Genomic DNA, 13,841 nt, shown 5'->3' on the forward strand with positions numbered 1-13,841 from the left:
GACGATAACGAGACGGAAAGGGGTCAGGTAGCATGGCCGAGGACAATAGGAACAAACCGCTGTACATGATCAGCGTGGCGGCCGAGCTGACCGGCATGCATCCGCAGACTCTGCGCGTCTACGAGTCCAAGGGCCTGGTGAACCCCCAGCGCTCGGGCGGCAACACGCGCCTGTATTCGCGTGCCGATATCGAGCGCCTGGAGCTCATCAACCAACTGACCGACGAGGGCATCAACCTCGCCGGCGTGGTGCGCATCCTCGATATGAAGGAGCGTGCCGAGGAACGTGAGCGCGAGAACGAAAAGCTCCGCGCCCGCGTGCGCCAGCTCGAGGACGAGCTGCACGAGTACAAGATGCAGAAGAAGATCACCGCCCTGGCCCCGCGCGACGGCTCAGTCAACCCCGAGCAAGTCATGCGCAAGCTGCTAGGCGCGGGAACCGATCTTTAGTTACGGCGGCTCTACGACGCAAATCCTAACAATATGAGAGTGGATAATCTCCCACTTTTGGTCCGCTTGAGGGCTAGAAACGGGGGATTATCCACTCCCATTTTTGGCTGGCGCTTGGGGACGTTCCTTTTGTGCCGGCACTTTGGGACACTCCTTGCACCAAGTCTGATGTCACTACACCGGGCTCGTTCTATGCTTTACCGAGATAAAGTGAACGTGCAGATTCGTGACCCACTTGCAACCGTTCTATGGCACGATATTGAACGAATGTATGCTATGAGCCCAAATCTTTTGGGCAGAGTGGGAGACAGTATGGTCAAGCTGTACGAGGACGGCATCTACCTGCGCGGCGGCAGCGAGGTTGTGCCTGCGGCCGAGGCTGCCGAGCGCGGTATTACGCAGACGCCCGAGGACGCCAAGCGTGGCACCATCGCGTATTCGATCCTTCAGGCACACAACACGTCCGGCGACCCCGAGGCGCTCAAGATTCGTTTCGATGCCATGGCGAGCCACGACATCACCTTTGTCGGCATCATCCAGACGGCGCGCGCCTCGGGCATGGAGCAGTTCCCACTGCCCTACGTGCTCACCAACTGCCACAACTCGCTGTGCGCCGTGGGCGGCACTATCAACGAGGACGACCACGTCTTCGGTCTCTCGGCTGCCAAAAAGTACGGCGGCATCTTCGTTCCGCCCCATATCGCGGTCATCCATTCCTTTATGCGCGAGAACTTCGCCGGCTGCGGCAAGATGATTTTGGGCTCCGACTCGCACACCCGCTACGGCGCCCTGGGCACCATGGCCGTGGGCGAGGGCGGCGGCGAGCTGGCAAAGCAGCTGCTGCGTGACACCTACGACGTCGCCTATCCCGGCGTCGTCGCCATCTACCTCACGGGCGCCCCGCGTCCCGGCGTCGGCCCGCACGATGTGGCGCTCGCCATCATCCGAGCCGTCTTTGCCAAGGGCTACGTTAAGAACAAGGTCATGGAGTTTGTGGGCCCCGGCATCGCGAGCATGACGACCGACTACCGCAACGGCGTCGACGTCATGACCACCGAGACCACCTGCCTTTCCTCAATCTGGGCAACCGACGAGGACACGCACGCGTTTTTGACCATGCACGGCCGCGGCGACGACTACCGCGAGCTCAAGCCCGCCGATGTCGCCTACTACGACGGCTGCGTCGAGGTCGACTTGTCGAGCATCAAGCCCATGATCGCGCTGCCGTTCCATCCTTCCAACGGCTTTGAGATCGACGAGCTCAACGAGAACCTCGAGGATATCCTGCACGAGGTCGAGCTCGAGGCCGCCAAGATCGGCGAGGGCAAGACGCACTTTAGCCTGCTCGACAAGATCGTCGACGGTAAGCTGCACGTGCAGCAGGGCGTTATCGCCGGCTGCTCGGGCGGCAACTACGACTCCGTGGTCCAGGCTGCCCGCGTGCTCAAGGGCGCCAACACCGGCTGCGGCGAGTTCTCGCTGTCGGTCTATCCCACGAGCCAGCCCGTGGCGCTCGAGCTCACGCGTCGTGGCTACATCTACGACCTTATGGAGGCCGGTGCGATCGTGCGCACGGCGTTCTGCGGCCCGTGCTTTGGCGCCGGCGATACGCCCGCCAACAACGGCCTGTCCATCCGCCACACCACGCGCAACTTCCCCAACCGCGAGGGTTCCAAGCCGGGCAATGGCCAGCTGAGCGCCGTGGCCCTGATGGACGCTCGCTCCATTGCGGCGACGGCTGCCAACGGCGGCGTCCTGACGCCGGCGACCGATCTGCCCGAGGAGACTTGGGACGAGGCCTGCGAGTACACCTTTGACGACGCGCCGTACAAAAAGCGCGTGTATTGGGGCTTTGGCAAGGCGGAGCCTGCCGACGAACTGGTTGAGGGTCCCAACATCAAGCCGTGGCCCGCGATGGAGCCCCTCGGCGACGATATCCTGCTCAAGGTGTGCTCCAAGATCATGGATCCGGTCACCACGACCGACGAGCTCATTCCCTCGGGTGAGACGAGCTCCTTCCGCTCCAACCCGCTGGGCCTGGCAGAGTTTACGCTCAGCCGCCGTGACCCGGCCTACGTGGGCCGCTCCAAGGAAGTCGACGCCGTTGAGAAGCGCCGCGTGGCCGGCGAGGCCGCGGGCGACCTGGCGGCGCTCGATGCCGAGCTTGCCGGTGTTTTTGAGGCACTGGCCGGCGCGGGTGTCGCTGCCGATGCCAAAACGACCGAGTACGGCTCCATGCTCTATGCCAAGAAGCCCGGTGATGGTTCTGCCCGCGAGCAGGCCGCGAGCTGCCAGCGCGTAATTGGCGGCCTGGCCAACATCGTCCACGAGTACGCTACCAAGCGCTATCGCTCCAACGTGATGAACTGGGGCATGGTGCCCTTCCAGATGGAGGCCGAGCCCAACTTTGAGGTGGGCGACTACGTCTTTGTGCCGGGTATCCGTACCACGCTCGACGGCGACCTGCAGAACATCGCCGCGTACGTAGTGCGCGCCGATGGTGCGGTCGAGCAGATTGAGCTCTATATTGCCGATATGACGGCAGAGGAGCGTGCCATCGTCAAGGCCGGCTGCCTGATCAACTACAACAAGTTCAAAGCCGCTGCCGAGTAACGCACTTAATTGTCCGCCCGGGGCTTACCCTTTCCCGCCCGCTCACGCGCTTCGCGAGGGTCGCGTTCGGGAAAGGGTAAGCCCCGGGCTACATTTCTGCGTTCTCGTTGGGCCTTGAGGGACGCTAAAAATAGACTTGTTTGATGCCGCCTCTTTTTATTGGGGCGGCTTCTTTTTGTCGAAGACCGCCACAAAGGGGACAGACGCCTTTGTGGCGGCTCGATTCGTCTTAATCTGTAACATCTTGGCCGCTAAAAGTGGGCTTGGTGTTACAGATTGAGACAAACAATCGCCGCCGATCATCTCATCTCAATCTGTAACATCTAGGATCGAAAAGGGCCGCTAGATGTTACAGATCGAGACAGTCGAGTGCCAGAGTCGAAAACCACCACAAAGGCTCCTGTCCCTTTCGTGATGGTGGGGGGCGAGCTCGATGTTGCCGTGCTCGTTGAACGACATTCTAATGAGCGTCCCTACAGGATTTCATCCGGGCTGGCGGGTTTGGTTGTTTTGGGGATGCCGAGTTTGGATGACGCGAAATCGTCAACATTGTCCTTAATTCCGTCTTTGGTGTAGACAGTGACCATATAGGTGCTGTGTCCGAATTCGCCCTTGTCGCGTGTTGCCCAGGCATCCCAGTAGGCGGCCCCGTTTCGCCCTTTGATTTTTCCGACACGGCGGAGTTCTGTTCGCTTTAATTTCCGGTTGCTATAGATGGTTCGACCGGCTTCCGCGGTGAGCCCGCACTGTCCAAGCAGCTTGTCGAGGACTTGGTTCATGTGGCGCTCATCGGTGTTTGGTGCGTAGTCGTAGGCGAGGGTGATGGAGTCGAGTGGCTGGTCGTCGATCAGATAGTTTAGCGCCTGAGGTTCAAGGCAGAAATAGGGGGAGCATCCGTCGACCTTGCCGAGCAACGGTAACTTGGACTGCCAACTTCCGGTGGGAATTGCATATTCGTAGAACACGCCACGGCAGACAAAGGAGAGCGAGGTGGCACGCGAGCCGGCGTCGATCATCCCGCAAAGATCGAAGGGCGAGGCGATACCAAAAGAAAAGGGCGTGATGACGATAAGGAAGAGCATCACGATGGGTATGGCGAGAATGGCGATGACGTTGCGACCGGTGGAATGAGACGGCTTCATATGCGCTCCTCGAGACAAAGATCTGTTGAGGATAGGCAGAAATGGATATGTTCAGAGAACAATTCAAGTTTAATCTCATGGCGCGAGATGGTCGACCGTTAGCGTCGAAAACCACCACAAAGGTGCCTGTCCCCTTTGTGGTGGTGAGGAGCGCGCGGCTTCTTTTGGTAATAGTGTTAGCTGGCGGTATCATTAGTGCAGGTGGCGAAGGTTTGCATTGTGGGGTGTTTTGCCGTGAGCCGTTCTACCCGTATTGGATTGATTGTCTTGGCGCTTGCGATCGCTGTGGTTGGCGCGGGCGCTGTCGGTATGGCATTTCTACCTGCTGCGGTGACGGAGCCGTTGGTCAAGCCTGTGGCTCAATCTGTCGAACTTCTGACCGGCGACGACAAGCCCGAGACCATTACCGTTGATTTTGATGAGCAGCCGGCTGTGCTGGGTATTAGCAATTATCCGAGTATTCAGCTTGGGGCCATGCGCTATACCACGGATACAAGCCTGATCGATAGGGCGTCCGAGCTACTCAAGGGCAAAACATTTAAGCGTTGGTACGGATATGCGTCCTATCGGGCAAAAGCGAACGACATGGTTGGCGGATGTCACTCTTCCATCGAGCTGGACACTGCAAACGGCGCAAAGTTATGTGATGTCTCGTACGATCCGGGTTACGAGGGCAATGAGGGTCCGGGTATTTACATCATGGCCGGCGATGCAGCCTATGTCATGGAGGGCGACCAGGCCGAGCTCAACGATTTTATGGGTCAGTGTATCCAAGATGCCTATGAACAGACCTGCTTGCCCGACCCGCAGACTGCACGCGATAGTGGGTCTGCCCGTATATGGCTCTTCGAGGATGAGATGCCCTGGAGCGGCGAATCGGGAAGCACGGGTTCGGCAAGTAAATAGAGACTGCAACCACCACAAAGGTACCTGTCCCCTTTGTAGTAGTTCTCGGTTTGTCTCGATCTGTAACATCTTGGCCGCTAAAAGTGGGCCTGGTGTTACAGATTTAGATTTTCGATTCGGGTGTCTTCTGTTCGTCTCGATTTGTAACAGATAGAGCTCTATTTGCCGAGTAGATGTTACAGATTGAGACAAACGGGTGCCGCTGAACAATTCGTCTCGATCTGTAACATCTGGAGCCAGAAACGGTCGATAGATGTTACAGATTGAGACGGTAGCGCACCTGTGCGGCGGCGGGCCGACATCTTTACCCCTATCTCTCAATCACTCAGAAAATCTTATATATAGAGACTTAGATTTGTGTATAAGATCGCGCAAAGCTGGCAACAATACTTCTCGAACAACGTGAAGCCGCCCCGTAGGGCGGCCGCCCCAAGAGAGGTGATTCCATGAGAATCGATAAGCTAGCAATGACGTCGCGCGAGGCGCTGCAGACCGCCATGAGCACGGCCGCTGACGCGCAGGCCGGCGCGGTGGAGCCGATTCATCTGCTGTCTGCCCTGCTCGGTGCCGGCGAGCGCAATATCTCCGTGATCATCGAGCGCATCGGTGCCGACCCGGCTCAGCTCGCACGCTCCACACAGGATGCCATCGACCACGCGCCCAAGGTTTCGGGCGAGGGCCAGCAGATGGGCCTGTCCAACGAGCTCGTCCGCGTCATCGAAAAGGCCGAGAAGAAGGCCACCAAGATGGGCGACAGCTTTGTGGTGACTGAGCATCTGCTGATGGCGCTTGCCGAGGACAAGGGCGAGGCGGGCCGCGTGCTGCGCGACGCCGGCGTCACCAAGGAGCGCATCGAGCAAGTCTACGAGGAGCTGCGTGGCGATGACCGCGTGACGTCTGCCGAGGACAAGACTCAGTTTGAGGCACTGGAGCAGTACGGTCGCAACATCTGCGATCTGGCCCGCGCCGGCAAGCTCGACCCGGTCATCGGCCGTACCGATGAGATTCGCCGCACCATCCAGGTCCTGTCCCGTCGCACCAAGAACAACCCCGTGCTCATCGGTGAGCCGGGCGTCGGCAAGACGGCCATCGTCGAGGGCATCGCCCAGCGTATCGTGGCCGGCGACGTGCCGAGCACCCTGCGCGACCGCGACCTTATCGAGCTCGACATGAGCGCGCTGGTCGCCGGCGCCAAGTACCGCGGCGAGTTCGAGGACCGCTTGAAGGCCGTACTCAAGGAAGTCCAGAAGTCCGAGGGCAAGGTCATCCTGTTCATCGATGAGCTCCACACCATCGTGGGCGCGGGTGCCACCGAGGGCTCCATGGACGCCGGCAACATCCTCAAGCCGGCGCTCGCCCGTGGCGACCTGCACGCGATCGGCGCGACCACGCTCGACGAATACCGCAAGTACATCGAGAAGGACGCGGCGCTCGCCCGTCGTTTCCAGACCGTTATGGTGAGCGAGCCTACCGTCGAGGACACCATCTCGATCCTGCGTGGCCTCAAGGAGAAGTACGAGATCTTCCACGGTGTGCACATCACCGATAGCGCGCTCGTGGCCGCTGCTGACCTCTCCGATCGCTATATCGCCGACCGCTTTCTGCCCGACAAGGCCATCGACCTGGTCGATGAGGCCGCAAGCCGCCTGCGCATGGAACTCGACAGCATGCCGGTCGAGATTGACGCCACCACGCGTCAGCTCACCCAGCTGCAGATCGAGGAGCAGGCGCTCATGAAGGAGACCGACGACGCCTCCAAGGAGCGTCTGGAGGCCCTGCGCCAAGAGATCGCCGAGGTCCAAGAAAAGCTCAACGTGCAAAAGGCCGGCTGGCTCAACCAGAAGAACGCCATCGACCACGTGCAGGAGCTTAAGGGTCAGCTCGACGAGGCCAGAAGCGAGGAGGAGCGTGCGACGCGCAACGGCGATTTGGGTCGTGCGTCCGAGCTGCGCTACTCCGTGATTCCGGGCCTGCAGCAGCAGATTCAGGATTCCGAGGCCGCGCTCGAGGCGCAAAAGCAGCAGGACGGCGAGGGCCTCAACGAGCAGGTGACCTCCGATGAGATCGCCGAGGTCGTGAGCGCCTGGACCGGCGTGCCCGTGTCCAAGATGATGCAGGGCGAGCTCGACAAGCTCAAGGGCCTGGAGGGCGAGCTGCATAAGCGCGTCATCGGCCAGGACGAGGCCGTCTCCGCTGTCGCCGCGGCCGTGCGCCGCAGCCGTGCGGGCCTCTCCGATCCGGACAAGCCCATCGGCAGCTTCTTCTTCCTGGGCCCCACCGGTGTAGGCAAGACCGAGCTCGCCAAGGCGCTGGCCGAGTGCCTGTTCGACGACGAGCGTGCGCTCGTGCGTATCGACATGTCCGAGTACATGGAGAAGTTCAGCGTCCAGCGTCTGATCGGTGCGCCCCCGGGATACGTGGGCTACGACGAGGGCGGCCAGCTCACCGAGGCCGTGCGCCGTCGTCCGTACTCCGTAATCTTGCTCGACGAGATGGAGAAGGCCCATCCGGATGTCTTTAACGTGCTGCTGCAGGTGCTCGACGACGGCCGCCTGACCGATGGCCAGGGTCGCCAGGTGTCCTTCAAGAACACGATTATCATCATGACGTCTAACGTGGGCTCCAAGGCCATCGCCGATCTGTCCGGTAAGGACGAGGAGGAGATGCGCCATCAGGTCGACGCCGCCATGGCTCAGACCTTCCGCCCCGAGTTCCTCAACCGTATCGACGATATCGTGGTGTTCCATCCGCTTGGCATGGCGCAGATCGAGAAGATCGTCGACATCCAGCTTGCCGACGTCCGTGCACGCCTGGCCAAGGAGCGCATGACGCTTGCCATCACCCCGGCGGCCAAGCAGATGCTCGCCGTGGGTGGCCTGGACCCCGTGTTCGGTGCCCGTCCGCTCAAGCGCCTGGTCCAGCGCGAGGTCGTGGACGCCATCGCCGCCGCCATCATCGACGGCACGGTGCGCGAGGGCGATCAGGTGACGGTCGATGTCGACAAGGACGGCGGCTTTACCGTCGTTTGCGACAACACGCCGGCGGCTACCTATGAGGTTCCCGACGCCGAGTAGATTTTGGGCCATGCCTTAAAATCTGCCAGCCGCCTCTAAACGCCAAGGGTGGCGGATCCAATTGGGTCCGCCACCCTTTTTCGTGCGACAATCGATGATGTTGAGCACGATTGCATGGCAAGGAGATATGCAGATGATAGACAAGAACAAGACGAACACGTCGGCGACCGATGCTGCACCCGCCGCACCCAAGCCTGCACCTAAGCCGGCACCCAAGCCGCGCGACCCCTACATCCGTGCCGAGAACGAGGACGATGACGGCTACGATCCCTACAGCGACCGACGCCCCGAGCGTGAGCCAATGTTCGAAGCCGACCCCTGGCGCTGAGTGCCACCCAAAAGGCCACCAATAAGTTGCGGTGAAATAGGGACTGTTTTGCGGTTTGACCAGCAAAAACAATCCCTATTTCACCGCAACTGCGTTAGGGATTTTTCTACAGGGGGAGGGTAGTCAAAAAAGCCCCGTCCCAAATCGACTGTCCAGGGAGTCGCATTCGAGCTCGGTTGTCCTCTTAGCCACTCGATATCCTTCGGAGCAATAACGGTGATAAAACTTGCTTAAGTGCTAATCAAACTACACACAATCTTGCTCTCTAGCTAATCAAGAATCAGTATAATTTTGATTAGCTAGAGAGCAAGATTGGAGAATAATGGCATTCAACGACTTGATCGCCCAGAAAATAAAGGACTTTGAACAGCAGGGGGTTCCGCAGGTCTTTGAGCGAGACCTTGATCTAGGAAACCCACAGGAGCCAAAGCGCGACAACATCGTAAATGTGATTGTGGGGGCCCGCCGTTGTGGAAAGACGTATCGCCTGTATCAGGAGATGTGGCGGCTTCAGAACCGGGGCGTCGAGCTTGACCGGATGCTTTACTTCAATTTTGAGGATGAGCGCTTGCGCCCGTATGAGCCATCGCTGCTGGCGGACGTGCTCGACACGTTCTATGCGCTGTATCCTGTTGCTCGAACCGAGGGCGCTTACATTTTCTTTGACGAGATCCAGGAAATTCCCGAATGGGGTGCGTTTCTGCGGCGTGTAGTTGATACGGAGAAAGCGACCGTCTATGTGACGGGATCTTCTTCCAAGATGCTGTCCTCAGAACTTAAGAGCGAGTTCAGGGGTCGTTCTCTTGTGCGAGAGCTTTTTCCGTTGAGTTTTTCGGAATACGTTCGATATAAGACGGGGAGCGTTCCCGAGCCAGATGCGACCTTTTCCCCGAGCGATGCAGCGCTGCTTCGACATCATCTGATCGGGTATCTTGAACAAGGGGGATTCATCGCGACACTTGAGCAGACGCCTGCAGACGCGATTCAGCTGCTACAGGAATATGCTTCGCGAACGGTCGCCATGGACGTCGTTGAACGTTACGACGTCAAGAACCCTCGCCTGGCATCGCTGTTCTTGACGCGGTGTATGGCATCTTCGGGACGAGAGCTGTCAGTGAACAAAGTGTACAACGAGTTCAAGAGCAGACAGATACCCGTCAGTCGTAATTCGCTCAGCGATTTACTTGAGTATTATGAGGACGCCTACCTGTTATTTTCTGTGCCGGAGTTCACGCGTTCACTGGCAAATAACATGCGGTCTGCGTCTAAGGTCTACGCTGTCGACCCTGCGATGTTTGGAGCATTCTCTCCCGCATCGGCATTGGACCAGGGCCAGAGGCTCGAGACCGCAGTGTTCAATGCGCTAAGAAGAAGGACTCCCGCGGTGAGGACCGGCTCGGTCTGCCGCCTGCTAATCAAAGAGAAGAGCAAAAGCCATGAGGTGGACTTTGTGGCTGGGGACGCGCTTCTCATGCGGGCTTATAGCCTGATTCAGGTGAGTGCGGATATGGCACGTGAGAAAACGCGCGAGCGCGAAATTGCCGCGCTTGATGCCTCGATGGCCCATTTCGATCTTAGCGAGTCGGCAATCGTTACCATGGATGAACAGACCGATATTCCATGCGAGCACGGTGTGGTACACGTTATGCCCGCATGGAAGTGGCTCCTTGCCTAATCACCTATGGACCTGTGGGGTCAGGACCTCCTGGCTCCCTCATCACGGTTGGGGAGCACCTTGCTGCGCCAGGCTAGTCCTGGGCTTTGATACTCGGCAGGAGAATCTGGGCGAGGTAGTCGGTCTCGAGTTTGGTCGCGGCGTCGGCTTTGCCGTCTTTGCCGACCAGTACGTTCTTGATCTGGCTATAGGTGTAGCGGTTGCCGGTCGTAAGCTCGACAAGCTCAATGGCCGTGTCCACGGGGTAGGTTGACACGGGGTTCTGCGTCTGTCCGTTGATGGTCTGGGGCACCACGTACGGATAGACGGGGCCGCTGGCGTAGACGGTATAACCGTTGCCCAGGCTGACCGTGCCCAAAACCGTATCGCCGTCATCGGGCGTAAAGGTCTCGCCATCGCGCACGGCGACGAGCGTCACGAGCGGCGTATTGGCGTCGTCGCCCAGATAGATGCATAGCGTGCTGCCGTTTTGCCAAGTTGCGACCTTGCCGTACCACTCGACGGGAATATCGAGCTGGTAGAGGTCGGTTGCCTTGTGGCGAGCGTCAGCATCACGGGATGCCTGTGCCTTTTGCGCGCTCACGGCATTGACGGCGGCGTCGCGCCGCGCGGTTGCTGCCTGCTGGAGCACCTTGGCAGCCGCGGCGGAGCTCGCACCGCCCTCTTCGGCATACTTGGCGGCGGCATCGATCTGGTCGTCAGTCACCGTGTCGGCCGAAGGCACCTTGAGCTTAAAGGTGGCCTGGGCACTTAAATCCTGTCCATCGCTCTTAACGGTGACCTGCGTCTTGGTGGTCGGGACGGTATAGATGGTGCCGTCGGCCGCGATGGGGGAGGCAGCGATGGAGAACGTGTAATCGCCGGGCAGCAGTTTGATGCCGCGGCCGCGCTCGTCAACATAGAGTGTTTCGCTCACGGAGGAGCCATCAGCGTCCTGACCGCTCACCTGTACGGGAATCTTGGAGCCGGTGGAACAGTCGAGGCCCGCGGCATGCACGCCAATCTGCACTGACATCATCGTGTGGGCATTGGCGGCGACAGCGGCAGCCTGCTCTTGCTGATATCCGTTCCAGGCGGCATAGCCTGCGCCGCCTGCGACGAGCGCGACGGCCACGACACCGGCGACCATCAGATTGCGGCGCTTGGGCGACATCTTGCGATGGCGAACCTCGGCCTCGCGTGCTGAGGGAACGGACGGTAGGGGGATATCGCCCATGGCGATGGTCTCGTCCACGGCAGGCGCAGAGCCCAGGCCGGGAAGCTCGCGGGTCAGCGAATCTTCGGCCGGCAAGCTGTCGAGCAAGATGGTTTCCTCGCTCGTGTCGGATTCGGGCTGGTCGTCGGCCTCGCATTCGGTGTCTTCGTGATCTGCCTCATCTTCGGCAGGCTCAACGTCGTCTGCGTCCTGATCATCGGACTGCGCCTCGGCTTCCGACTCATCCTGCACATCAACGCCCGAATCGTCAAACGCAATCTCATCGAGTGAAATCCGGTCTAAGCTCTCCAAGGCCTCAGCGCAAGCTTCTGCATCTTGGGCCGCATCCTCTTGGCCCATCGTCTCATCTTTCATATATCCCCCAAGCTCAATATCGGGACAACACTGTACCCAAAAATGGAGCCATATAAAGCGCGTGCGAAATATAAGATCCGATTTAACTCGAGCGCATCGTTCGGCCGCATCCTCGCGGCAGCAAAAGGCCCCCGGAACGCGAACGAATCACATTCCGGGGGCTCTGCAATGCGTTGAGTTGCGCGGAGCCGGCTATGCTGCTTCGCGCTCAAGCGATGTCTGCGTCAGGCGCGTTACTCGGCGTGCGCGTAATCAACCTTGGCGCGGCGAGCGGTAGCCTTCTCCCAATCGCTGGTGCCCTCAAAGACATCCTGCTTGTAGGGATTGCGACCGAGCTTCTTGGCGCGGTAGGCGATGTAGATGATCGCGGCGACGTTGGCGATCAGCGCGGCAATCGAGACCGCGGTAGCGGCGCCGGGGTCGAGCGTGGAGTGGGTCACAAAGATGGACTCCTCCTGGAAGTACGGGAACACTTGGGCAAACATGCACCAAATGGCCAGCGTAAAGGCGCGGTTCTGGATCCAGCCGCCCTTGTTCCAGATAAAGGCGGCGACGGTGGGCGCCAGCAGCAGCGCAAAGCCGCAGAACCAGGAGTGGGTGGGCAGGCAGTTGTAGGTGTAGCAGAAGTTCCAGATATCGTAGGCGATGATGTAGACCCAGGTCATGTCGGGCCACAGCATGTCGGTCTGATCCTCGGAGGCGTAGACGCTCCACCAACCGGTCATGCAGAAGATGTTGATGATACCGGCAATGCCGTTGAACACGTTGTTCCAGCCGGCCAGCTGCGTAGCACCTTCGGAGGTGACCCAGGTGGACTCGCCCAGGACAAAGAAGTGATAGGCGCTCTCGAAGTCGGATACGACGGCAATCATGATGTTGATGGCGACGATCACAAACGGCCATGCGCGGAACCAATGTGCCTTGCCGATCTTGCCCCACTGGTACTTAATGGCAATGAAGCCCCAGCAGCCGGCCAGCGCCGCGTATACCTTGGCGTAGTGGAACCAGCTGTTCTGGTACACATGGGTGGGGTTGGTGAGCGCCCACTCGGCACCCTGCGAGACGCCGATGGCGATGGCGGCGCAGTAGATGGTCATGGCCAGCGGAGCCACGCCAAAGATGATTGCCGCGCCCAGCTTGGTGCGGCGGCCGACCTCGTTGAGCACGATCAGGCCAATAAAGACCATGGCCCAGCCGGCCCAGTGGATAAGGGTATCGCTACCCCAAACATCGAACAGCATGCTGCTCTCCTTTCACACGCCCGCGGCCCCTCTTCTGATCGCGGACAGTTTGGCCAAATGTCGTCAGTTCTGGGGCTTGCGCTCCGGATACTTGGCGGTATAGCCCTCGATGTGGAGTGTCGAGGCGATGATTTCCTTGACCGTCTCGTCGGGCACATCGGGGTGCGTGCGGATATACATCAACAACCCCATGATGAGGGTGTAGAACGTCTCGTAGACATGGTCGATGCGTAGCTCATGATGGGCGACAAAGTCCACCACGGTGGTGTCGCAGATATACTGCGCCACGCGCTGGACCACGTTGTGCAAAAAGCCGCCGTAGAGCGCGCCGCTGCTCGAGGTAAGCGTGCTCGGCAGCTCGTGGCCGCTGGCGACCAGGCGCTTAAAGAGCGGGGCGACGGTGTCGAGCGCGCCCTCGATATCACCGACGGTGCGGTCGGCGTTCCACCGCTCGAGTTCGGAGATAAAGCCGTCGATCGCCTCGTCCATAACAGCGGTGACGGCGGCGTCCATGTCGGCGAAGTAATGGTAGAACAATGAACGCGTGCAGCCGGCTCGCTTGGTCACGGCCGATACCGATAGGTGGGACACGCCCAGCTCGGAGCTTACGGTGCGCACGGCATCGAGGATCTCGCGACGGCGTTCGTCGCCCGTCAGGCGCTTTGCCGCGCTATCGGATGCGGGGACGGCATCGACCACAGAGGTACCTGCTGTGTTGTTGCCCATGTTTTGCCGCCTTTCATCCTCTTTTGCCTGACCGTTCGCCTAACAGTCTTGAATATTGTTGACGGTTCGTCAATACTATTTTTGACACAATGTCAACAATGGCGGGTGAACGGCATG

The 13,841-nt window shown here is 59.6% G+C and carries 10 protein-coding genes; 6 read left to right on the forward strand and 4 right to left on the reverse strand.

Annotated features, from left to right (window positions below):
• The first annotated feature begins 32 nt into the window (after window positions 1-32).
• Together ACESUZ_RS05740 and ACESUZ_RS05745 are read left to right on the forward strand one after the other, a co-directional pair.
• Entirely contained in the window at window positions 33-449 is a 417-nt protein-coding gene (locus ACESUZ_RS05740; protein WP_117746523.1) for a heat shock protein transcriptional repressor HspR, read from the forward strand.
• 312 nt (window positions 450-761) lie between these two features.
• Window positions 762-3,062 (forward strand): hydratase, encoded by a 2,301-nt coding sequence (locus ACESUZ_RS05745; RefSeq protein WP_373198974.1) that lies wholly within the window; start codon window positions 762-764, stop codon window positions 3,060-3,062.
• Between the two features lie 473 nt (window positions 3,063-3,535).
• Here the strand turns inward: ACESUZ_RS05745 and ACESUZ_RS05750 are convergent, their stop codons facing one another.
• Window positions 3,536-4,204 carry a hypothetical protein gene (locus ACESUZ_RS05750; protein ID WP_195232853.1) on the reverse strand — a complete coding sequence of 223 codons (669 nt, stop codon included), beginning with the start codon at window positions 4,202-4,204 and terminating at the stop codon, window positions 3,536-3,538.
• A 195-nt stretch (window positions 4,205-4,399) separates the two neighbouring features.
• Between ACESUZ_RS05750 and ACESUZ_RS05755 the strand changes: the two genes are divergently transcribed.
• The 4 genes from ACESUZ_RS05755 (at window position 4,400) to ACESUZ_RS05770 (ending at window position 10,187) form a co-directional block, all read left to right on the forward strand.
• Window positions 4,400-5,110, forward strand: coding sequence for a hypothetical protein (locus ACESUZ_RS05755; protein WP_373198976.1), 711 nt, complete (start codon window positions 4,400-4,402; stop codon window positions 5,108-5,110).
• Between the two features lie 446 nt (window positions 5,111-5,556).
• The gene (gene clpB, locus ACESUZ_RS05760; RefSeq protein WP_373198978.1) at window positions 5,557-8,184 is read left to right on the forward strand and encodes an ATP-dependent chaperone ClpB; all 2,628 of its coding nucleotides are present in this window, start codon (window positions 5,557-5,559) and stop codon (window positions 8,182-8,184) included.
• A 133-nt stretch (window positions 8,185-8,317) separates the two neighbouring features.
• Complete coding sequence (locus ACESUZ_RS05765) at window positions 8,318-8,512, forward strand: hypothetical protein (RefSeq protein WP_229055616.1); 195 nt, start codon at window positions 8,318-8,320, stop codon at window positions 8,510-8,512.
• Between the two features lie 322 nt (window positions 8,513-8,834).
• The gene (locus tag ACESUZ_RS05770) at window positions 8,835-10,187 is read left to right on the forward strand and encodes an ATP-binding protein (protein WP_373198980.1); all 1,353 of its coding nucleotides are present in this window, start codon (window positions 8,835-8,837) and stop codon (window positions 10,185-10,187) included.
• A gap of 73 nt (window positions 10,188-10,260) precedes the next feature.
• Here the strand turns inward: ACESUZ_RS05770 and ACESUZ_RS05775 are convergent, their stop codons facing one another.
• The 3 genes from ACESUZ_RS05775 to ACESUZ_RS05785 all read right to left on the reverse strand — a co-directional run bounded on the left by ACESUZ_RS05775 (window position 10,261) and on the right by ACESUZ_RS05785 (window position 13,724).
• A complete protein-coding gene (locus ACESUZ_RS05775; RefSeq protein WP_373198982.1) occupies window positions 10,261-11,757 on the reverse strand; it encodes a hypothetical protein in 1,497 nt (498 codons plus the stop codon).
• A 233-nt stretch (window positions 11,758-11,990) separates the two neighbouring features.
• Window positions 11,991-12,998, reverse strand: coding sequence for a DUF5692 family protein (locus tag ACESUZ_RS05780; protein ID WP_373198984.1), 1,008 nt, complete (start codon window positions 12,996-12,998; stop codon window positions 11,991-11,993).
• Between the two features lie 63 nt (window positions 12,999-13,061).
• Window positions 13,062-13,724, reverse strand: coding sequence for a TetR/AcrR family transcriptional regulator (locus tag ACESUZ_RS05785; RefSeq protein ID WP_138340865.1), 663 nt, complete (start codon window positions 13,722-13,724; stop codon window positions 13,062-13,064).
• Between the last annotated feature and the right edge of the window lie 117 nt (window positions 13,725-13,841).

The sequence above is a fragment of the Collinsella aerofaciens ATCC 25986 genome, assembly GCF_964239575.1.
Lineage (GTDB): Bacteria > Actinomycetota > Coriobacteriia > Coriobacteriales > Coriobacteriaceae > Collinsella > Collinsella aerofaciens_BQ.